Below are 19,862 nucleotides of genomic sequence, written 5' to 3'. Positions count from 1 at the left end.
TTGCGGGAATGATTTTTCAAATACGCGCCAGCATATTTAAAGTAAGCCTCACACTATGGTCAACAGCTGCTTTCTCAAATTCGCTGTAATCCATCTGCGCACTTCCATCAGCCTTATCAGAAATAGCACGGACAACCAGAAACGGAATTTCATTTAAGTATGCTGCCTGTCCAATGGCTGCACCTTCCATTTCAGTCGCATATGCTGAAAACTCTGATACAATTCGATTCTTAACATCCTGATCGCAGACAAACTGGTCTCCAGAAGCAATTCTTCCTTCAAATACCTGAATATCCGGATTTACTTCCTTACATACTTCTGCAGCAAGTCTGCGGAGATTATCATCTGCATTAAAGAAAAATACAGGCATTTGCGGAATCTGTCCCTTGCGGTATCCAAATCCGGTAGCATCCATATCATGCTGTACAACATCTGTGGAAAGAACAATATCACCAATATTAATATTTTTATTTAAGCTTCCTGCAATTCCTGTATTAATGATCGCATCTACTGAAAATACATCTGCCAGAATCTGAGCACAGATACCAGCATTTACCTTGCCAATTCCGGAACGCACTACAACAACCTTTTTTCCAGCAAGTATTCCCTCATAAAAATCCATGGAAGCTTTTTTTATAATTCGTACATCTTCCATTTTTTCTTTTAAAATCGCAACTTCAACTTCCATTGCGCCAATAATACCAATTGTTTTCATTTAGCATTCTCCTCTGTTTTTGAAAGTTAACTGCTTCTTCATCTGACATTATACCAAAACTTCTTGCTATATCCAACTTAAATTTGGCATGGAAACTTATAATATCTTCTGCTATAATGAGAGAAGGTGCAAAGCTATTGCTGTTCATAACCTGACCAGCGTTCCTGATCTCCTGATTTTACATAACGATTGGAGGAAAAAACAATGGAATATAAAACAAAAGGTGTTTGTTCTATGGCAATTCAATATGATATTGATGATGAACAGAAAGTTCACAATGTGAAATTTATTGGTGGATGTTCTGGAAATACACAGGGAGTTGCCAAACTTGTAGAAGGTATGCCGGCGAAAGAAGTAATTGCACGCCTGGAGGGAATCCAGTGTGGACGCAGACCTACTTCATGCCCTGACCAGCTTGCCACTGCTTTAAAAGAAGCGATTTCATAATTACTTCCCCGGGATTTTTGTCCCGGGGATTTCTTTTCAGACTGTAACACTTACCCATCAGTTCTGTCCCATTTATCACATAAAGATTGGACATCCCTTGAAAACTTCTCCAGATCTTTGTTTGCACAGCCCTCGTTTTTGCGTATGACGGAAAGCAGTCTGTATCCAAGCGCAAGCAGCTTTTCGTATACCTTTGCAGCCTTAGATGCTTTTTGTAACGCAGCAGGCTTCTGTATCTTAACGCCCTCTGCCTCGTACAGAAATTCGCCTTCAGCCAGATCAAATTCTGTTCCACTGAATGGCGCATATGCATCATAGTTCATCTCATCACGCAGTCTTGCAGCAAACAGTTCTGTCACAGTATCCTCGCCATGAGTAACAAACACTTTCTGAGGCTTTACTTCAAATGCTTTTATCCAGTCAACCAGACCATTTACATCTGCATGGCCACTGATTCCCGGCATACGGCAGATTTTTGCTGCAACGTGCACCGGTTCACCAAAGAGTTTTATTTCCTGAGTTCCTTCCAAAAGGGCGCGTCCCGGAGTTCCAACAGCCTGATAGCCCACAAAAAGAATGGTGCTGTCCTCCCGCCACAGATTATGTTTCAGGTGATGTTTAATTCTTCCTGCATCACACATTCCACTGGCAGAAATAATCACCTTACAGTCATCATCGAAATTGATTGCTTTTGAGTCTTCACTTGTTACGGATATCTTCAAACCAGGAAAGCTAAGAGGATTGATTCCTTTTCGAATAAGTTCCAGAGCCTCGTCATCAAAACAATCATATTTATGAATACCGAAAATATTTGTTGCTTCATTTGCAAGAGGGCTATCTACAAACACTTTAAAATTATCATGCCCGTGAATAAGGCCTTCTGCTTTTATCTGTCTGATAAAATACAGCATCTCCTGCGTTCTTCCCACTGCAAAAGAGGGAATTACCACATTACCGCCCCGGTCAAAGGTCTCCTGAATAACATCTGCCAGAAGGCGCACATAATCTGGTCTCTCTCCGTGGCTCCGGTCTCCGTATGTAGATTCCATTACCACGTAGTCTGCTTTTCTAAAATAGGCAGGGTCTTTTATAAGCGGCTGATTTTTGTTTCCTATATCTCCCGAAAATACAATTGTTTTTTCAACTCCAGCTTCACAGATATTCACCTCAATACTGCTTGATCCAAGAAGGTGACCTGCATCAATAAACTTTACTCTCAGCCCCTCGCCAAGAATTATTCCAGTCTCATATGGACAGCCTACAAAATTACGAATAACCCCTAATGCATCCTCCATGGTATAAGCTGGAACAAATTCAGGCTTCCCCTGACGTTTTGCCTTGCGGTTACGCCATTCTGCCTCAAACATCTGGATATGGGCACTGTCACGGAGCATAATATCGCAAAGATTACAGGTTGCCTCTGTGGCATATACAGGTCCTTTAAAGCCTTTTGCGTAAATAGCAGGAAGATTTCCGGAATGGTCCATGTGTGCATGTGTTAAAAGCACAAAATCTAATTCTCCCGGAGGCACAGGAATATCTTTATTTTCATAATAATCAGGTCCCTGTTCCATTCCACAGTCTACAAGAAACTTTTTTCCTGCTGCTTCCAGGTAATAGCAGCTCCCGGTAACTTCATGTGTTGCTCCAATAAAAGTGATCTTCATACAGATTCCCCCTTTTACCCGAACTCTTACTTATATTACATATATTTTTCTGTTTTTATGGCATAACATCTTCACTATTTATAATATGCTGAACAGAGCTGACAAATTTCGCTGAATCAGCCTGGCTTGCCATACTTCCGGCAAGAATACCGATTGCAGCAAGAACTGCAATCCCTACTGCCTTTCCATATTTGTACCAGGGTTTATTTTCTTCTTTTTCAAACTGACGTAGCTTATCAGAAAATCCTGCAATAAAATCAATTTCCTCAGCTGAACTTTCTGTTGATTGAGCATCTTTTAAATTTTCCTCTTTGGACGCCTCGTTCCGGAATCCTGGAAACTTCACTATTTCAGCAGTCTTTGTATCATTATTCATAGCTTTTGCAGAATTGGCCTCATTTATTTTATCTTCATCCAGTTTGCCTTCTGCTTTCATTTTCTTTAAAAACTGCTGATACGCCTCATCCAGTTCCTCATCCGAAATCTCAAAATCATTTGCAGCATTTCCAAGAAGACTTTCTTCTATCATTTTTGCTTCTTTGATCATTTCAGCTTCTAACAGACTATCGGTTTTCTCTCCTATCTTTTTTTTGTTCATTTTTTTCTCCCAGATTTTTTTCTTTTCTTGACAATTCCCTTTTAGGGGTTCATATTTATTAAATAGGTCGCTATTCACAAAGTGAACTGTAACTATTAAACACTTATTCAGGAGGATCCTATGAAGCATATTATCCTTACCGGCGGTGGTACTGCCGGACATGTTACCCCGAATATTGCTCTGATTCCCGCTTTACAGGAAAAAAGTTATAAAATTTCTTACATCGGCTCCTACAATGGTATTGAAAAACAGCTTATTGAGGAGCTTGGTATTCCTTACTATGGAATTGCTTCCGGTAAATTAAGACGATATTTTGATTTGAAAAACTTTTCAGATCCATTTCGCGTTATAAAAGGCTATTTTCAGGCTAAAAGTCTTATGAAAAAATTAAAGCCTGATGTAGTATTTTCCAAAGGTGGCTTCGTAACAGTACCAGTGGTAATTGCCGCAGGCAAACGACACATTCCGGCAATCATTCATGAATCTGATATGACTCCGGGACTTGCTAATAAGCTTTGCCTTTCTTCCGCAACAAAAGTCTGCTGTAACTTTCCAGAAACTGTAAATAATCTTCCAAAAGATAAGGCAGTTCTTACAGGTACTCCTATTCGTCAGGAGCTTCTCCATGGTAATAAAGAACACGCTCGCGCATATTGTGGTTTTACTTCAGATAAACCAGTTCTTTTGGTAATTGGCGGCAGTCTGGGTGCTGCTTCTGTAAACGAAAATGTACGAAAAATTCTTCCTGAACTGCTGAAAGAATTCCAGGTTATTCATATTTGTGGCAAGGGAAAAACGGATGAAAGTATCCAGCTGACAGGTTATGTCCAATATGAATATGTTCAGGAACAGCTTCCTGACATGTTTGCATTGGCAGATGTAGTAATCTCCCGTGCAGGAGCTAATGCTATCTGTGAACTTGCCGCACTTTCAAAGCCAAATCTCTTAATTCCATTGTCCGCAAAGGCAAGCCGCGGTGATCAGATTCTCAATGCCCGCTCCTTCGAGCGCCAGGGTTACAGTATGGTACTGGAGGAGGAAGAGATTACAGAAGCGTCTCTCTTAGAGGCAATCCGTAAACTCTATCAGGAACGTAATAAATATATTGCGGCTATGTCGGCTGGCAAAAACTTAAATTCTATTCAGCATATTGTGAATCTCATTGAAGAATGTATTCATTCCTGATTTTACACTGCATACCTCTGTTATTTAACAGAGGTATGCTTTTTAATTTTACTCTTTTTCCAGTCTTAAGATTTCTGCTAAAAGCCATTTTCTGGCTCTAAGTACTCTGTTATTTACATTGTTTCTTGTATAGCCAAATTCGCGCGCTACTTCTTCAGTAGATACACCTTCCATTACAACTCGCATAAAAATCATATAGTTAATTAAATTTTTCCGTCGCAGGCCTTCAAATGCCATTGATAAATATTTCTGTTTTTCCAGCCCCAGTAATGCCGCTTCTGCGCTTTCTGTAGTACGATACTGCAATTCAGCCACATCATTGTCAAACATTACTTCCCGCTTTACATATGATTTTCTCAGGTAGTCCCTTCCTTTATTGGTTGTTTTCCATACCACCAATGCGTGAAGCTTTTCTTCGCTGGAAGCATCCAGTCTCTCTTTTATTTCGTAAAAGTATGAAAATACCTCCTGTGTAACATCCTCGGCTGTAAAACGGCTTTGTACAATTCCATTTGCGATTTTAACAGAGACTTTATAATACCGTCTGTAAAATGTGTTAAATTCTTCGCTATTCATCTTGTGTACCCCGTTTTCTAGCAGCTTTTCAATTTCTCCAGGATTTCATTTTTCACCTCATCCGTTAAAGTTCCAGGTTTCCAGGTAATTCCCACCTGATCTCCTTCATATCTCGGAATCAGATGCATATGAAAATGAAAAACAGTCTGTCCTGCCGGTTCGCCATTATTTTGTACAATGTTAAAACCATCGCACTTTAACGCCTCGGTCATTTTTGTGGCCATTTTCTTTGCCAGAATCATTGCTTTCGCAGCCATATCATCTGATATCTCATAGATATTAGCCGCATGCGCTTTCGGCAAGATCAAGGCATGTCCTTTACTTGCAGGACCCAGATCCAGAATTACTCTGAAGTCTTCATCTTCATACAATGTTGCTGATGGAATCTCTCCGTTTGCAATTTTGCAAAAAATACAATCACTCATAGTCTTATCCTCCCAAATAGAATATATAAATTATACGTCTAATAATAGCGAAAATCACATTTTTTTCCAAAATTTTTTAAAAAATTTTTGGAACAGTATTTTTTATCTCTGTCGAATAATCTCGATTTTTTAAGTACGATTTTGTTTGTCATTTGTCCACTTCAATGATACACTTCACTTGAGGTGAGCTTATGAAAAATAATTTAATCTTAAACAAAAAACAGGATGAATTTCATCTGATACTATCACGATTTTCCCATGAGATACGCAATCCCATAGCACTTATTAACAGTGAGATTCAGATGATTGAAGACACACATCCTGAAGTTGTCTCATTTGATTACTGGAATGATATTACAGCTAATCTGGAGTATACAAAAGAATTGTTAAATAATCTTTCAGATTACAACAATGCCCATAAACTTGAGCGAAAAAAAACTGCTTTTACTGCCTATCTTAAGGAAATTATTTCCAGCATCCAGCCCACTTACCAGTACCTGGGCATTGCTTTAAAAACTGATATTTCGCCTTCACTGCCTGCCCTCTTTATTGATCCCATTAAATTAAAGCAGGCTTTACTGAATCTGCTCAGAAATGCAGCAGAAGCAATTTCCAGTGCTGATGGAAAAGTAAAATTATGTGCTTTTTCCAGTGACCAAAGGGTACATATTGTCATAACTGACAATGGATGCGGCATACCGGAATCACAGCTGAATGAAATTTTTACTCCATTTGTAACATTCAAAGAGGGTGGAACCGGACTGGGGCTGGCAATCACCAGAGAGATCATCCAGGCTCACAGCGGAAACATTTATGCAGAAATTGAATCCGATGGGGAAACATCCTTCCACATTGTTCTGCCAGAAAAATTTCCCGGATGATAAAGAACTGCCGCCAGGATAAATCCACAAACCATGCCGCCAACATGGGCTGCATTATCTACACCAGTACTTGTAAAACCGAAATACAATGAGAATCCGGCCATGATCATCATCTGTCGTACGGAAATATCCTGAATTCTTCCATGATTTCGAATAACTACATAGAGCATTGCTCCCATTACTGCAAAAACGGCACCAGAGGCACCAGCTGACACTGCATAATCCGCTGATTTCATTTCCATAATAAAAGAAAAAATATTTCCACCAAGACCGCCAAGAAGGTAAATTAAAATAAATTTAATCTTCCCTACAACCGGTTCCAGGCGCTGTCCCAGTACAAAAAGGACAAGCATATTATTGGCAATATGATAAATTCCAAAATGCAGAAACATACAGGTAAATAACCTGTATATCTCTCCATTTTCAAGAATCAGCGGTGGATAGGCGGCTCCACATTCAATCATGTGAGCAGTATTTTCTGATCCGCCGGTAAAATCAACAACAAGAAATATCAATATATTCAGAAGTATAAAAAGAACCGTTATTGGTTCTTTTTTTATTTCTTCCACGCCATCACCTCGATATTTTCAGTCTACTTTCAATACTGTTTTCGTTACTTTCTGATAATAGAATAAGTATAGCACAATTTCTCTGATACCTCAACAGATCAGACCCGGTAAATTTTTAAAATCTGTTATTTTATTTCAGAAACACATACCTGGCCTGCGCAAAGTCTATCTGATCCTGATCCTGAAGGCAATATTCCTCATCCCCTTTTAAAATTTTGCCATTTACAGATGTTCCATTGCGTGAATTCAAATCCGTAAGATAATATTCTCCCTCCCGTTTCCGTATCTTCGCGTGTATCCGGCTTACTGTAGGAAGTTCGATCACCGCATCCGCTGCATTCTCCATTTTTCCAATTACCGTAAGTTCATTCTGAAGATAAATCGTAGCAAGTTCACCAGGTTCACGGCTTACAAGAGTTGCCGGTCCAGTAACAATATTCGCAGATAAAACCACTGTTTCGCCGCAATTTTTTTGTGATATTGATATTTTTTCTTTTTGGTGCAATACTTCTGCTGTATTTTGCATTGAAGTCGTGTTTCTTTCAATGCTATCTTTAAAGTTCACCTTATCTTTTCCTGAGTCTTCACTCACTTTTTTATTTTCTCTTTTATTCTGTATTTCCAGATGTCCCTTTTTCTCATGTCTGATGCAATTCTTATTCTTTATAACGGACACACCCCAGGTACACAACATTCCAATTACCATAATCCCAGCTGCCACTCCCAGAATAACCTGCATAGATACCCTCGGCAGATACCCCAGTGTTTCTGCGGCCACAACCACCAGTGCAAAAAATCCAGCTGCTACACACCAAATCAAAAATCCTTTAGACGTACCCCCAACATCTTTTTTCTTTTTTTCAGATAATTCTTCCTCCCAAAGCAACTCTTCCAGATGTTCTTCCTGAGGCTTTTCCTCTTTTGACTCCCCATAATTTTCAAACAGATCAATTTTCTCACTGCCATCTGAATTACACCTTTTCTCTGTCATAGTGCCTGATTCCTGCAAAATTGAGGAACCAACTGTTTTTTCTATTTCCTCTCTATCCTGATAAAGTTCCTTTTTTATATATTCCAAATGAAAACTGTCTTCCAAAGCTCTTCTGTATATTCCATACCCAAGCATTACAGCCTTTGAGTCTTCATGATCCAGAATCGGAAGAATATACTCTGTCAGTTCCTGAAATTTCTGTCTCACATCTTCATCATATCCAGGAAGATAACAAAAATAGATCTGTCTCTTTTCCACATCTACATACATATACTCCGGCTTCAATACTAACCTGCATGGATTCAGCAAATATTCTGACATATCTTCCATCACCTGCACAAATCCACCCAGGATCATCTGAAGATCTTCGTAACCCATTTTCTTTTCTTCATAAAGAGAAAGCAAAGACTGTTTGGAGGTAATGTCATAACACACCATAAACTGTCCATCAACTCCCTGCACTCTGCATTTAAGAATAGATGGAATCGAATTGCCAACCAGCATTCTCATCTGATAAGAAGAAGTATCTGGTTCTTCATTTTCATACAGCACAAGATAATTTCCATTTATATCTCTTTTATATTCTGATTTCATTTTTTACCCCTTCAGCTTATTTGACACCTCAGAAAGTCCCTTTACTTTTCGGATCCAGGTTACCGGTTTTATTACTTTTACACTTCCCTTTACCTGCAAATGACTGTTAAATCCTCCATATAAGGAAAACATATCAAGATCATACGTTACCTGCACTTTTTTTCCTTCGCTGACCTGAAGTTTCAGGTTTTTGCTTTCATAAAATCCAGAGTTTCCAAGTTCTTTTCCTTTTTTTAATGCTTTATCACGGCTTTTTCCTTCTGGCCGTGCCGTTTCCAGACTGCCGTCAAGAGCTGCTTCGTAAGCCGCGGCTGTGAGCCAGACCTTATTATGTACGTAAAAAAACAAATACAAAGTTATCGTCACAACCAACAAAAGCAGCGGCATTAAAAGTGCTGCTTCTATTGTCATGCTTCCCCTTTTCATTCTCTTTTTCAATAAATCAAACCTCCAATATATCCCAACATAAGAAATGGAACGAAAGGCATCTCAGTCTTTTTCCCTTTTCCTGACAGAAATAACACCACAATTCCCCAAAAACAGCAGCAAAAAAGTCCCAATAAAAATGCTGACAAAAGTTCCTCAAAAGACAGTACTGTTCCAAGCGACAGAAATAAAAGACCATCTCCCATCCCAACAGCGCCTTTCGAGATAATACTGAGCATGATCACAGCGGCCCCCATACAGACATTCCATACCAAATCCACACTCACAGTTCCAAGAAAGCAGGCTCTTATCATTCCCACAATTCCAAATACAACAATTGACAAAATTGAAACTTCTCTTGTACGTATATCTTTCCAACTGTTAATTCCAAGAAATGCAAGAATGCAAATTCGTTCCATTATTCTATTCCCCTTCCATTTCTTCTTATTAACCACATCGTTTACATGCATGCAGATTACCAGCTTCCGACTCTTTTACCAGACGTACGGACCTTTTCAAGCCGCTGCAATTTTTGTCATTATGATAACGGTTTCCAGATTTTGTGATATAAACTGTACTTCCTGGAGCTTGCCCTCTACTGCAGCTTTCACATGCATGATATTTCTCTCCATTTTCATTTCGTCTGGAAGAAACACTTCCACCCGACACTTTAGTAACCGACAGATTGAGGTGACTGCAAGTCAGCTTTTTGTGATACACCGAACCTGAAACCGTTACATACACCATATTTTCCGGTTTTTCATTCTCTTCACTATTCCCATTTCCTCTGTCCACGCCAGTCCAGGCATGAACCCTCACCTTGTTATACTGCCATTTAGCCGGAAGCGGTATCAATCCGCCAATTGGCTTGTATTTGTAAACATCAGGAAGCGTAATTTCTTCTACTCCGTCGCCTCCCACCACATACGCATACATTCCGGCTTCCTTTGCACTCTGACACAGTTTGCTCAAGTGTTCCGTCTGAATTCTGTATACATCCATAAAATGTATCATTGTCACCATTCCAAAGAAAAAGAGTGGAAGGGCAAAGGCCGCTTCTATCGTAAGACTGGCTTTTTTTACCTGCTCTTTTATTTCTTTTCCAAAGGCGCACAAAGACACTTTTCCGAAAAGATTTCTGACAGAAAACGGGGACTTTCTGACAGACCGGATTCCCAGAGAACTCTTCCTTCTTGTTCTGCTCCTCAGAGCCTGTATATCTTTTCTCTTTTTTCTTTTAATCATTTTCCATCTCCTTTCCGGGAAAGCATCCTTCTGCGCCTTTCTTATATAGTAATATGGCAAGAGACGATCTATTTTCCAGCTAAATATAGTGATATTCCCGCGTTACGGTGAACACTTTTCTTTTATTTGCCTTTACATCCACAGAAGCCTCCAGTGCAGTAATGCAATGATCCAGACAAAATTCATTCCAGTCTTCCATCTCCCGAAACGAACTTTCAATCATATCCATACCCCCTTTAACTTTTTGTGTCTTTAAAGTTGTCAATAAAAATATCTGCAAATAATCCTCATAGGACAACCCGTTTACATCGTTTTGCCGGTCCGTATCCAGCTTATCTACCAATGCCGGCAGCCCCTGCAACGACAGTTGCCAATTAGAGGCATTCTTAGTTAAAGGTACTTTTCCGCCGGCAAATAGCTCTCTTACATCCAGAATGCTTTCAGCAAAAGCCCAGCATAGGATCAGCGCACCTTCAATCACCACAACTGCCGGTGGAATAAGAAATGCGGCTGCAATTGCCGCTGCCATGGCATGAATCTGTCCCATCATAAGTGCATCTGAAACCAGATATGCAACATTAAGTCCTTCCCGAACCATCAAAAGTTTTTTCGCTACATCTTTCAAATTTGCCTCATCACTGTTTTTCTTTCCAATAATGTACTCAATCTGATAGCGCAAGCCGCTCTTTCCTGGTTCTATATAGTTTCCCAGTTTTTCCATGAGATATTGCTGATACAAAACCTGGGAGAGCATACTTCCATCTGCTTTTACGGAATCCTCCATTGCCAATCCTGTTTCAAGTTTTCTTCCTGAAACCAATTCTTTAGTTTTTACCTTTTTGTCAGAAACTTCTTTTCCAAAAGGAAGGACCAGATCCAGAAGTCCCATTTTTCGTACTTTTCGAATTGCTGGAATAGGATTTTCAACTTTTGCAGGAGGCTTCTTTTCTGTCACAGACGGAAGCATTTTCCCATCTGTAAACCCATCTTGCCCATTCTGCTGTTCCTGTTTCTTTTTTTCTTCCAGCAAAGCCTGACTTTTTTGTTGTGCAGAGTCCATTTCACTTTCATAATTTTCAATGGTTCCTTTACTTTCTATCTCATTTCCTTGTCGCTCCGCTTCAATTGTCTTTTCCTGCATATTTTGAATTTTGTTTAAAAGGAGCTTTGCCCCATGGCTTCCAAGAGTTTCTTTCATGTATTGGACTGCCTGCTGATAAAAGACTTCACCTTCTGAATCTGTCATCAGAAGATAACCGGAAATGCCACCCTGCTGTACTGACAATTTCTGACTATTTTGCTTCATCACAGGCTTCATATAAGATTCCAAATTATCATATATAGAGGCCAGATTCATTTCCTTTCCCCCACAGGCTCCGTCAACAGCGAACAAGTCAAAATCCTTTAAAAGGGACTTGTTATATTGTCCAAATAAAGAATACAGTCCAATATCCATCCCATTCAAAATCTGAGTTCTGGCCGCAGCCATTCTTGCTGACTCGAGTCCTGAGCTCAGCAGGGACAGAATAAGTCCAAGGGTTAAGGCCAGAAAAACAGTAATACTTCCTCTTTTTACCATGGCGCACCTCTCCTTTTCAAATCATTTTGTTAGTTGGAAATCATTTAAATAGAATTACTTTGCTTTGTGATCTTTGACAGAATATTCTTCACAAGACTGGTCAACTGGTCTTTAAAAATCATGACCAGTGCAATAAGAACTACAAGGATCAGAATAATTTCCACAACGCCTACAGCATCTTCTTCCCACAGAAATTCTCTCATCAGTCTGCGCAGTTCGCTCATATTTCTCACCTCCCTCAGCCTGAAAAATTTCCTTTGGCACTTTTCTTTTTAAATATGAAAATCGGCCTTCGGATTGGATTTATCCATAAAAGGACAGACAGGCCGGCAGCATAACAATAGCCATTACAACGCCTAGCATCAGTATCATTGGGAATAACAATTTGGTAGTTGCCGCTTCTCCTTGAACTTTTGCTTTTCTTTTCCTGTCATCCCAGGCTTCCACAGATTCTTTTTCCAGCATTTCTCCCATATGGTGGCTGCCTTTCTGAAGATTCTGGATCAATAATGTTGCAAATGTTTTATATTTTACATGTCCGCACCTTTCACCAAAGCGGCGATAGGCTTCCATTTCTGAAATTCCACTCTCCATTTCATGGCAGGCAGTAACAATCTCTTCATATGCAATACGTTTTTCATTTTTGTTTTTATAATCCGAAGCCATCTTCCTAAACGTATTTCGAACAGTCATTCCAGCCTGCACCAACAAGGTGAACTTCATGATCAGTCCCGGATAGTCCATCATCAGTTCTTCATATCTTTTCGTTCTGGCTTTCTGCTCTTCTCGCGCAATTATAACAATCATGACAAATGCTGCTGCAAGGAAAATTGCTGTCAACATGTTTCCGGTAGTATCATAAGGTATTTTCCACTCCAGTTTTCTTCCTTCCCAGTCAGATGGAAGATAATAATACTCAGAGTCTTCCAGTTCGCTGTTATAATTTGCTACAAATTCCAAAAGCTTCTGTTCTTCGTCTTCCTCTTTCGTCAACACTTCCGGCTGCCCGGTATCTTCCTTTTCCAGTTCTTTTTCCGGGATCTGTACATAGACACTGCCTGTTTCTTCTCCTTCCACGGATACCATAAATTTTTCTTCATAAGCATTTTCCTCCTTTTTCAACTCATAACCGTCTTCAAATACCTGTCCGCCACCTTTTGTCCAAGTCAGCAGTCCTCCTGTTATATTTCCTGCCAGAGCAACCACAAGAAACATCTTTCTGCCTTTTACCGTACCAATGTTTTCTACATGGATCCAACCTAAAGTACTGCATACGGTCAAAAGCAATAATATAACAAAAATGACAATATGGAGCCACATCAACTACACCTCGATTTCCACAATTCTTTTCCCCATCCAGTAAGCAGCTCCATATACTGTAAGACAGACTGTCATTGCACAGATTCCAAATGGATTTCCGTAGAGAATATCCAGAAATCCCGGTGATGCCAGCTGCAGATAAAGAATAATTCCTGCCGGCATAAGACTCATGATCATCTGTTCCGACTTCTTCGCAGCCAGAGTCGCTTCAATTTCTTTTTTTACATCAATCTTATCGCCCAGCATTCGAGCCACTTTCTGAATTACATTTCCAAGATCACCACCGCTTCTTTTTGCTGTATACAAAACTGAAGCAAAGTTTTCAATATCCTCAACCCTACAGCGCTGCCCAAGATCCAGAAATAATTCTTCTACCGGCACACTCACTCTCTGTTGTGTCTCTATATAACGAAATTCAGCTACAATATCTTCATTCTTCGGATATAGCTGCTCTAGATCACGCACACAGGCAGAAACTGCATTTTCCACAGAATATCCAGCCTGTACCGCCACACTCATAGAATTCAATGCATCCCGAAACTGATAATTAAGGCGCCGTTTTCTTTCTCTGATCATCTGTTTCTTCTTCCACTTCAGAAAGAACACAGAAACCGGAACCACAAATAACATTACCCAAGGTGTTTGATAGAACAAATAATCTACAGCACCACACAATGCTGCACTTTCTCCTATATATTTTAAAATTTCTTTCTGAGAATATCTGTATTTTCCATAATCAACTTTCTGCCTGATCATAATTTCACCCCCGCCCGTTCCAGTTTTTCTCTGTGCAGGAGAGGCTCCACAGGCACCAGACCACACCCATCCTGCCATTGATACAATGGTTGTATCCTGATTTCACCATCCGCATACGCACATACTTCTGAAACTTCCAGAAGTTTTCTTGATTTATCGCGCATACGTCCCAGATGCACCAGAATATCTACGCCAGAGGCGATCTGCCTTCTTACCGCCTGAAGCGGCAGATCCAGTTCCGCCATCAATGTCATTATTTCCAGTCTGGCCAGCATATCACGGCAACTGTTTGCATGAGCTGTTCCAAGACTGCCTTCATGCCCGGTGTTCAGTGCCTGAAGCATATCCATAGCTTCCCCACCCCGTACTTCTCCTACGATTATTCGATCCGGTCTCATACGAAGTGCAGACTTAATAAGATCTCTTATACTTACTCCCGGTGCTCCGTTTATGGTCGCTGTCCGGGCTTCAAGGCGCACCAGATTTGCAATCCCTTGAAGCTTCAGTTCTGCATTGTCCTCAATAGTGATAATCCGTTCATCTTTTGGTATGTACTCTGACAAAGCCCCCAGGAATGTGGTCTTCCCACTTCCCGTTCCTCCGCCAATTACAATTGAATACCGGGCCCTTACCAGTTTTTCCAAAAAGGACGCGCACTCTGGAGTTATACTTCCCAGTTCAATCAGCTTTTCCATTGTAATTGGAGTATCCGGAAAACGTCTTATTGTCAGAATTGGACCATTTAATGCTACCGGAGCCACAACCACATTGACTCTGGCGCCATTTTCCAGTCTGGCATCTACTATAGGAGATGATTCATTCACAATGCGATTGCATTTTCCCACTATCTGTTGTATCACATCCTCCAGCTTTTCCTGATCTGTAAAAGACTTCGGCCACCTTGTCAGTTTTCCTTTTCGTTCTACAAAAATAGAATCCGGACCATTCACCATAATCTCAGTTACAGTTTCATCTTCGATCAATTCCTGTAATACATCAAGCTTCCTGACGGAATAAAACAGTTCCTGGCGAAGCTGCACTTTTTCTTTCAGGCTCACTCCTGATTCCCGCAGAGTGTTTACGATCAGCTCATCAATCGTTTCCAGAATTTCCTGGTCTGTAAGTTCCCGGTAAACATCCAGCTTCTCCATGAGCATTTGTCTCAGTTTGCGAAAGATTTCCTGACTCATTCCTTTTCCTTTCTCAGAATTTCCCTGACATAATCTCCAAGTTCACTCCACAGCAGCCCTTCAATATAATTCTCCGGTGCCACGTTTCCTCCATGAAAAGGCGGGCGTACCTTTACAGTTCTGGTAAGAATCTGCGGATAATCCCAGATTCTTATCAGGTTTTCGAATTGGGCAATCTTGGATATGGATACCGGATCAGACAGCACTGGCATATAAATTCTCCGGCACATATCCAGAACTTGAAAAGTCCCATCTACAGCCCCTCCAATATCCAGAATCACAAATTCGTAATTACTGTGAAGTACAATCTCCTGTATCAGTTTTTCCCAGTCTTCCCATGCAGTTCCTCGTATGTCCTCTGGCGTACGTACAGGCGGAATGAAATCCAGATTGTTTATTGTCTGTACCATACTGTTCATCTTATAAATCAGATTTCCATTTTCCTGCCGTACAAAATAAAGAAGATCACTTAAATTCTGTGCGAACCCTTTTCCCAACATTTCTTCAAAGCCGGAGTATTCCTCCAGATTCAGATAAAGAACAGCTCTTTCTTTTGCCAGAATCTGTCCTAATGTAAGTGCAAACGATGTTTTCAGGCAGCGCCCCAAAGGAGAATATACTGCATAAATTTCCGTGGTCTTTTTCAGTACAGGAAAAACAGCCGGAGCTACTGCTTTCTCGGCTCCGTAACACGCCATCACTTCTCGCACAACATCTGAAGAGGCCTGATATTTATACACACTTGGATAACGGTCCAGATCCGGTGGGTGCACGCCTTCCGAAAGTATAACAATTTTACCAATTTCCAATTCCTGCACCTGACGGCACATAGCCTTCTGGGAAATCAGCAGCAACTCTATGTGATTCATTTTCCCATAGGCGATCAGACTCTCTACGTTGGTAAATGCCTGAATCTCAAATGGGATATTTTTCTTATGATTAAGATAATCCATAAAATTCAAGGCATAATCCACCTCAAGATCACAGACAGCAAAAATATTCTTCTTCAATAGACACCTCCCGCATAAAGCAATGCACTTAAAAATATAGGAACTGTGAAATGAAAGTTTTCCAACGGCATACCGCTTTTGTAATAGGGTTCTCTTTTTCCTGTTTTGAAATAAACACTGATGTAATGTAATAAGTAAAGAATTCGCTGGCAGACAATGCCGCTTGAAATCATAAGAGCAGCTGATATGACAGCTCCAATCAGAAAGGAATAGGAAATGCAATTGAGAATTTTCGTCGGTCCGATCATGCTTCCAATAACACTCAAGAGCTTGATGTCTCCGGCTCCCAGCATTCTGAATATGAATAAAATCCCCAGAATCAGTATCGGTACCAGCAGACCGCATATCCAAGATCCGAGACTGCTAACCTCCATTTTCCATATTCGCGTAAACAAACTGACCAATACACAAAAAAGCAGCCAGCCATTGTCTACCTTCGCTCTCTGAATATCCATCAGAGCGGCGCAGCCTGCCGCTATAGCAGGAAATATTCTGTAAAAAAGCATAGACGTACCATCCCTTCTTTTACATAGGTTTACTAATAACAGGAGGCTATCTTGAAGTATTTTAGAGCCTGTTTGAGAAAGGCTTTCTGTATTTTATCTTTCGTAGAATAGGGAATAGTCGATCTGAAAAGATGACCTTCGATACCAGATGACTTCTGGTGAGTCTTATTATAGGTTCTCTATCTCCATTTGTCCAGTCTTTTTTTTACAAATTTTTCTAAAAAAACTATAAACCTTTTTGTTCTTGCAGTATAATATTAACGGAGGTAAAATTATGACAATATTAACATGTCTTGGTGACAGCATCACCGATTGTGAACACTGCTTTTCCAGAGATTTCCTTGGCAATGGCTATGTAAAAATGCTGTCAGACTGTCTTAAAAGGGACGGCTCAGACTATCAGGTACGCAATTATGGCACTGACGGCTTTACTATAAACAGACTTCTGCAGAGAATTCAGGGTGATTCTGATTTTACAAGTGATATTATAACAATTTTAATCGGAATTAATGATATTGGATTAATAATGAATACGGACAGAACACCGTTTCAGCAGAGGAATATGCTTTTTTCTTTTTACAAATGCTATGCAGATCTTATAACAATATTAGCAAAATCAAATTCACGCATTATTTTAATGGAGCCATTTCTTTTTCCCTGGCCTGCCTGTTATAGAACCTGGCTTCCTTTTCGCCAGAAAATATCACAAATGATCCACCAGCTATCAGAACAGTTTCAAATTCCTTATCTTACATTGCATGAGGAATTGAATGAAAAGGCGCGTCGTTATGGATATTCAGAAATTACTACAGATGGGATTCACCTTACTGAGCAGGGACAAAAATTTCTGGCAGACAGATTGTATAAATTAATTTGCGGCTATTCACCGTACTAGTACATCGTTTTCGAAATAACTATACCACTCACTTGTCTGTGAATCCGATTGCACAGGTATAAAAGCCTCGGCGTAGCCCGCTACGCCTGCGTTTTTATACCTGCACACTCGAATTCACATCTTACGCGATTGGTATAGTTATTTACGAAACGATGTACTAGAGCGTGTTTGAAAAAGGCTTTCTGCAAGATGTGTAAAAAGCGATCTGTCTTATAACAGACTATTTTCAGTTGCATTGCTGGATACAATTATGTATAATGACCCTAAACTTATAAAAGAAGGTTTTTTTATGGATAAAATCATTAAAGAAATTGAAGATATGTCACTAAATGCATGGCCCTCCCATAAAATGGAGCTTTATGATGGATGGATTCTCCGTTTTTCCTATTTTTATACACATAGAACAAACAGTGTGGAGCAGTTCGGAACTTCTACCCTTTCCTGGAGGGAAAAGGTTTCTTTCTGCGAAGCAGAGTATGCCCGACTGGGCAGCCCTGCAATTTTTAAGATCAGTCCTCTGGTTTCTCCGGATTTTGATTATCTTCTGGAAAACCGCAACTACGAAATCCAGCATACAACAAATGTTATGGCAGCCTCACTGGATGGAGCAGATTTTTCTGCGCCTTGCGATCTGGTAACTCTTACTGACGATATTCCAGATATTTGGATTGAAAGTCTTTTTGATCTGAAAGGCACCATTAATCCTGTTCACCGTGCTGTAGTTCCATCCATGTATCATGCCATTGTAAAAGACACCGTATGCGCCTCCATCTGGAGTAACGGAAAAATTATTGCAACCGGGCTTGGCATTCTGGATCGAAATTATATTGGATTGTACGCTATCCATGTTCGCGAAGATTTCAGACACAAGGGTTATGCTCGTCAGATTTGTACTGCACTTCTAAAAGAAGGAAAAAAGAAAGGCGCAACTAAGGCCTATCTTCAGGTAGTAGAGGGAAACACTCCAGCACGCAATCTTTATGAATCACTTGGACTTCATTATCTCTACACCTATTGGTTCCGGGTTCAGACACATACAAACTGAAAACTTTTCAGAGCATGTTTAAAAAAGGCTGCGATCAGTGTTTATCCTGATCACAGCCTTTTATTTGGGAATCGTATTTTTTGACTTATTCAACAAGTTGATTTCTCAAACAATCAACTTTCCAGTAAGTGCATTGCTTCATAATCCATCTTATGCCATATTATTTAATTTGGGGTTTTGTATATAATTCAGATCCTGGACTGCTGCCATTTATACGGTCTTCTTCTCCAGCTTAGCAGGTCTTATGTTTCCTACAACCATGCCTGTAAGCGGGCTGAAATAAAGAAGACTGGTAAGTACGCAGTAGATTGGAGTCATGATTGCAAACTGTACAAGACGTCCTGGCATAATTGCATAGAAGTTTGCTCCGATCATTACCAGTCCTGCAGTGGTCAGTCCAAGTGTTCCCACTACGCCAGAGACTGCAATTGCGACACACATAACAACAGTCTTTACTTTTCTGTTCTTTTCAGCCATTAGTTTTCCAGCCAGTCCGGGGATCACACCCCAGGCAACTGCTGATAAAGTAATCAGTGGATTAACTCCATAGCCTTTCATAAAACATCCAATGATATCGGCAACAGCACCTTCTACACCACCAGCTACAGGTCCCATCCAAAGACCTGCCAATACAGTGGCGACAGTTCCCAATGTAATTCGATATACACCAAGATCAATTACCAGAACGCGTGACAGCACAAGCTGGATTGCTACCAGCAGTGCAAGGAATACAAGAGTCTTAACACTCCATGTCTGTTTGTTTTTACGCATAAAAAAAACACCTCCATAATGATTAAAATAACAGAGTAGTTACCATAAATAATAATCCCTCCACATTATGAGATGTTCTCACATGTAGCAACGGGTGCGGAAAATATATCGTAAACAGTCCTGCTGCTTTTCGTTTCACGGCGACTCCCCAGCCAATGAACACTTGACGCATAAATTCCTACTTCGCTATTATTTATTTAAAATGATTATAGCACAAAATATAGAAATTTCAATATGTATTTGTTATAATATTCACATAAATAAATTAGTCGTTACTGTTTACTGGTAACGTTCCGCGAGTGTTTTTTGTGAACAAAGTTCACAGAAAACCCGAGAATCTTAGCGCGAAATCATGCGAATGCATGATTTCTGTGCATCGCGAAGCGCGTTACTGGTCACGGAGTGAACAGTAACAATTAGTCGTTACTGTTCACTGACAAATGTTTGTGCATACTCTCCTCTTTTTCGCAT

At 40.2% G+C, this 19,862-nt stretch carries 23 protein-coding genes and 1 riboswitch; of the genes, 5 read left to right on the top strand and 18 right to left on the bottom strand.

Annotated elements, in window-relative coordinates; genetic code table 11:
• Positions 1 to 16 precede the first annotated feature (16 nt).
• Entirely contained in the window at positions 17 to 715 is a 699-nt protein-coding gene (locus tag PGQ38_RS06825) for a 5'-methylthioadenosine/adenosylhomocysteine nucleosidase (protein WP_118577995.1), read from the bottom strand.
• A gap of 204 nt (positions 716 to 919) precedes the next feature.
• Here PGQ38_RS06825 and PGQ38_RS06820 point away from each other — a divergent pair, with 204 nt between their 5' ends.
• Positions 920 to 1,162: a TIGR03905 family TSCPD domain-containing protein gene (locus PGQ38_RS06820; protein ID WP_118577996.1), complete on the top strand. Its 243-nt coding sequence runs from the start codon at positions 920 to 922 to the stop codon at positions 1,160 to 1,162.
• A gap of 50 nt (positions 1,163 to 1,212) precedes the next feature.
• Here PGQ38_RS06820 and PGQ38_RS06815 read toward each other — a convergent pair whose 3' ends face one another.
• Positions 1,213 to 2,829, bottom strand: coding sequence for an MBL fold metallo-hydrolase RNA specificity domain-containing protein (locus PGQ38_RS06815; protein ID WP_118577997.1), 1,617 nt, complete (start codon positions 2,827 to 2,829; stop codon positions 1,213 to 1,215).
• A 55-nt stretch (positions 2,830 to 2,884) separates the two neighbouring features.
• Positions 2,885 to 3,427 (bottom strand): hypothetical protein, encoded by a 543-nt coding sequence (locus tag PGQ38_RS06810; protein WP_195379965.1) that lies wholly within the window; start codon positions 3,425 to 3,427, stop codon positions 2,885 to 2,887.
• Positions 3,428 to 3,547: 120 nt separating this feature from the next.
• On the opposite strand from PGQ38_RS06810, the gene PGQ38_RS06805 reads away from it, so the two are divergent.
• A complete protein-coding gene (locus PGQ38_RS06805; protein ID WP_173719051.1) occupies positions 3,548 to 4,612 on the top strand; it encodes an undecaprenyldiphospho-muramoylpentapeptide beta-N-acetylglucosaminyltransferase in 1,065 nt (354 codons plus the stop codon).
• Positions 4,613 to 4,660: 48 nt separating this feature from the next.
• On the opposite strand, the gene PGQ38_RS06800 is transcribed toward PGQ38_RS06805, so the two are convergent.
• Both PGQ38_RS06800 and PGQ38_RS06795 read right to left on the bottom strand, forming a co-directional pair.
• A complete protein-coding gene (locus tag PGQ38_RS06800; RefSeq protein ID WP_118578000.1) occupies positions 4,661 to 5,188 on the bottom strand; it encodes an RNA polymerase sigma factor in 528 nt (175 codons plus the stop codon).
• Between the two features lie 17 nt (positions 5,189 to 5,205).
• On the bottom strand, positions 5,206 to 5,613 hold the full coding sequence (locus PGQ38_RS06795) for an HIT family protein (RefSeq protein ID WP_118578001.1): 408 nt from the start codon (positions 5,611 to 5,613) through the stop codon (positions 5,206 to 5,208).
• A gap of 191 nt (positions 5,614 to 5,804) precedes the next feature.
• On the opposite strand from PGQ38_RS06795, the gene PGQ38_RS06790 reads away from it, so the two are divergent.
• Positions 5,805 to 6,494, top strand: coding sequence for a sensor histidine kinase (locus tag PGQ38_RS06790; RefSeq protein ID WP_118578002.1), 690 nt, complete (start codon positions 5,805 to 5,807; stop codon positions 6,492 to 6,494).
• Here the strand turns inward: PGQ38_RS06790 and PGQ38_RS06785 are convergent.
• The 12 genes from PGQ38_RS06785 to PGQ38_RS06730 form a co-directional block, all read right to left on the bottom strand.
• Positions 6,425 to 7,063, bottom strand: a complete 639-nt coding sequence (locus PGQ38_RS06785; RefSeq protein WP_226855113.1) for a rhomboid family intramembrane serine protease — start codon at positions 7,061 to 7,063, stop codon at positions 6,425 to 6,427. The two genes, PGQ38_RS06790 and PGQ38_RS06785, sit on opposite strands and share 70 nt — an antisense overlap.
• Positions 7,064 to 7,193: 130 nt before the next feature.
• Positions 7,194 to 8,648 carry a DUF6382 domain-containing protein gene (locus PGQ38_RS06780; RefSeq protein ID WP_118578003.1) on the bottom strand — a complete coding sequence of 485 codons (1,455 nt, stop codon included), beginning with the start codon at positions 8,646 to 8,648 and terminating at the stop codon, positions 7,194 to 7,196.
• Between the two features lie 3 nt (positions 8,649 to 8,651).
• Positions 8,652 to 9,086, bottom strand: a complete 435-nt coding sequence (locus PGQ38_RS06775; protein WP_227200609.1) for a TadE/TadG family type IV pilus assembly protein — start codon at positions 9,084 to 9,086, stop codon at positions 8,652 to 8,654.
• Complete coding sequence (locus PGQ38_RS06770) at positions 9,083 to 9,493, bottom strand: prepilin peptidase (protein WP_204452833.1); 411 nt, start codon at positions 9,491 to 9,493, stop codon at positions 9,083 to 9,085. Before PGQ38_RS06770 ends, PGQ38_RS06775 begins: the two co-directional genes overlap by 4 nt.
• A gap of 28 nt (positions 9,494 to 9,521) precedes the next feature.
• Positions 9,522 to 10,319: a hypothetical protein gene (locus PGQ38_RS06765; RefSeq protein ID WP_195392055.1), complete on the bottom strand. Its 798-nt coding sequence runs from the start codon at positions 10,317 to 10,319 to the stop codon at positions 9,522 to 9,524.
• A 79-nt stretch (positions 10,320 to 10,398) separates the two neighbouring features.
• A complete protein-coding gene (locus PGQ38_RS06760) occupies positions 10,399 to 11,898 on the bottom strand; it encodes a DUF5702 domain-containing protein (RefSeq protein WP_204452831.1) in 1,500 nt (499 codons plus the stop codon).
• A gap of 44 nt (positions 11,899 to 11,942) precedes the next feature.
• The gene (locus tag PGQ38_RS06755) at positions 11,943 to 12,122 is read right to left on the bottom strand and encodes a Flp1 family type IVb pilin (protein ID WP_118578007.1); all 180 of its coding nucleotides are present in this window, start codon (positions 12,120 to 12,122) and stop codon (positions 11,943 to 11,945) included.
• A 79-nt stretch (positions 12,123 to 12,201) separates the two neighbouring features.
• Complete coding sequence (locus tag PGQ38_RS06750) at positions 12,202 to 13,218, bottom strand: type II secretion system F family protein (RefSeq protein ID WP_204452829.1); 1,017 nt, start codon at positions 13,216 to 13,218, stop codon at positions 12,202 to 12,204.
• A 3-nt stretch (positions 13,219 to 13,221) separates the two neighbouring features.
• The gene (locus tag PGQ38_RS06745) at positions 13,222 to 13,974 is read right to left on the bottom strand and encodes a type II secretion system F family protein (RefSeq protein WP_270431102.1); all 753 of its coding nucleotides are present in this window, start codon (positions 13,972 to 13,974) and stop codon (positions 13,222 to 13,224) included.
• Entirely contained in the window at positions 13,971 to 15,164 is a 1,194-nt protein-coding gene (locus tag PGQ38_RS06740) for a TadA family conjugal transfer-associated ATPase (RefSeq protein WP_118578010.1), read from the bottom strand. Before PGQ38_RS06740 ends, PGQ38_RS06745 begins: the two co-directional genes overlap by 4 nt.
• The gene (locus tag PGQ38_RS06735; RefSeq protein ID WP_118578011.1) at positions 15,161 to 16,174 is read right to left on the bottom strand and encodes a P-loop NTPase family protein; all 1,014 of its coding nucleotides are present in this window, start codon (positions 16,172 to 16,174) and stop codon (positions 15,161 to 15,163) included. The genes PGQ38_RS06740 and PGQ38_RS06735 overlap by 4 nt, the downstream gene beginning before the upstream one ends.
• Positions 16,171 to 16,680 (bottom strand): prepilin peptidase, encoded by a 510-nt coding sequence (locus PGQ38_RS06730; RefSeq protein WP_204452825.1) that lies wholly within the window; start codon positions 16,678 to 16,680, stop codon positions 16,171 to 16,173. The genes PGQ38_RS06735 and PGQ38_RS06730 overlap by 4 nt, the downstream gene beginning before the upstream one ends.
• A 274-nt stretch (positions 16,681 to 16,954) precedes the next feature.
• Between PGQ38_RS06730 and PGQ38_RS06725 the strand changes: the two genes are divergently transcribed.
• Both PGQ38_RS06725 and PGQ38_RS06720 read left to right on the top strand, forming a co-directional pair.
• Positions 16,955 to 17,575, top strand: coding sequence for an SGNH/GDSL hydrolase family protein (locus PGQ38_RS06725; RefSeq protein ID WP_173770902.1), 621 nt, complete (start codon positions 16,955 to 16,957; stop codon positions 17,573 to 17,575).
• A gap of 289 nt (positions 17,576 to 17,864) precedes the next feature.
• Complete coding sequence (locus PGQ38_RS06720; RefSeq protein WP_204452823.1) at positions 17,865 to 18,620, top strand: GNAT family N-acetyltransferase; 756 nt, start codon at positions 17,865 to 17,867, stop codon at positions 18,618 to 18,620.
• A gap of 210 nt (positions 18,621 to 18,830) precedes the next feature.
• On the opposite strand, the gene PGQ38_RS06715 is transcribed toward PGQ38_RS06720, so the two are convergent.
• A complete protein-coding gene (locus tag PGQ38_RS06715; protein WP_173718422.1) occupies positions 18,831 to 19,391 on the bottom strand; it encodes a folate family ECF transporter S component in 561 nt (186 codons plus the stop codon).
• A gap of 86 nt (positions 19,392 to 19,477) precedes the next feature.
• Positions 19,478 to 19,579, bottom strand: a riboswitch (THF riboswitch).
• Between the last annotated feature and the right edge of the window lie 283 nt (positions 19,580 to 19,862).

The organism is Blautia faecis (assembly GCF_027662325.1).
Lineage (GTDB): Bacteria > Bacillota > Clostridia > Lachnospirales > Lachnospiraceae > Blautia_A > Blautia_A faecis.
Note: the sequence above shows the minus strand (reverse complement) of the source record. Positions and strands in the feature narration are given on the sequence as shown.

Excerpts from the sequence above, each read along its gene's own strand:
- PGQ38_RS06825 (WP_118577995.1), bottom strand. The coding sequence starts at position 715 with ATGAAAACAATTGGTATTATTGGCGCAATGGAAGTTGAAGTTGCGATT.
- PGQ38_RS06820 (WP_118577996.1), top strand. The coding sequence starts at position 920 with ATGGAATATAAAACAAAAGGTGTTTGTTCTATGGCAATTCAATATGAT.
- PGQ38_RS06815 (WP_118577997.1), bottom strand. The coding sequence starts at position 2,829 with ATGAAGATCACTTTTATTGGAGCAACACATGAAGTTACCGGGAGCTGC.
- PGQ38_RS06810 (WP_195379965.1), bottom strand. The coding sequence starts at position 3,427 with ATGAACAAAAAAAAGATAGGAGAGAAAACCGATAGTCTGTTAGAAGCT.
- PGQ38_RS06805 (WP_173719051.1), top strand. The coding sequence starts at position 3,548 with ATGAAGCATATTATCCTTACCGGCGGTGGTACTGCCGGACATGTTACC.
- PGQ38_RS06800 (WP_118578000.1), bottom strand. The coding sequence starts at position 5,188 with ATGAATAGCGAAGAATTTAACACATTTTACAGACGGTATTATAAAGTC.
- PGQ38_RS06795 (WP_118578001.1), bottom strand. The coding sequence starts at position 5,613 with ATGAGTGATTGTATTTTTTGCAAAATTGCAAACGGAGAGATTCCATCA.
- PGQ38_RS06790 (WP_118578002.1), top strand. The coding sequence starts at position 5,805 with ATGAAAAATAATTTAATCTTAAACAAAAAACAGGATGAATTTCATCTG.
- PGQ38_RS06780 (WP_118578003.1), bottom strand. The coding sequence starts at position 8,648 with ATGAAATCAGAATATAAAAGAGATATAAATGGAAATTATCTTGTGCTG.
- PGQ38_RS06770 (WP_204452833.1), bottom strand. The coding sequence starts at position 9,493 with ATGGAACGAATTTGCATTCTTGCATTTCTTGGAATTAACAGTTGGAAA.
- PGQ38_RS06765 (WP_195392055.1), bottom strand. The coding sequence starts at position 10,319 with ATGATTAAAAGAAAAAAGAGAAAAGATATACAGGCTCTGAGGAGCAGA.
- PGQ38_RS06760 (WP_204452831.1), bottom strand. The coding sequence starts at position 11,898 with ATGGTAAAAAGAGGAAGTATTACTGTTTTTCTGGCCTTAACCCTTGGA.
- PGQ38_RS06755 (WP_118578007.1), bottom strand. The coding sequence starts at position 12,122 with ATGAGCGAACTGCGCAGACTGATGAGAGAATTTCTGTGGGAAGAAGAT.
- PGQ38_RS06750 (WP_204452829.1), bottom strand. The coding sequence starts at position 13,218 with ATGTGGCTCCATATTGTCATTTTTGTTATATTATTGCTTTTGACCGTA.
- PGQ38_RS06745 (WP_270431102.1), bottom strand. The coding sequence starts at position 13,974 with ATGATCAGGCAGAAAGTTGATTATGGAAAATACAGATATTCTCAGAAA.
- PGQ38_RS06740 (WP_118578010.1), bottom strand. The coding sequence starts at position 15,164 with ATGAGTCAGGAAATCTTTCGCAAACTGAGACAAATGCTCATGGAGAAG.
- PGQ38_RS06730 (WP_204452825.1), bottom strand. The coding sequence starts at position 16,680 with ATGCTTTTTTACAGAATATTTCCTGCTATAGCGGCAGGCTGCGCCGCT.
- PGQ38_RS06725 (WP_173770902.1), top strand. The coding sequence starts at position 16,955 with ATGACAATATTAACATGTCTTGGTGACAGCATCACCGATTGTGAACAC.
- PGQ38_RS06720 (WP_204452823.1), top strand. The coding sequence starts at position 17,865 with ATGGATAAAATCATTAAAGAAATTGAAGATATGTCACTAAATGCATGG.
- PGQ38_RS06715 (WP_173718422.1), bottom strand. The coding sequence starts at position 19,391 with ATGCGTAAAAACAAACAGACATGGAGTGTTAAGACTCTTGTATTCCTT.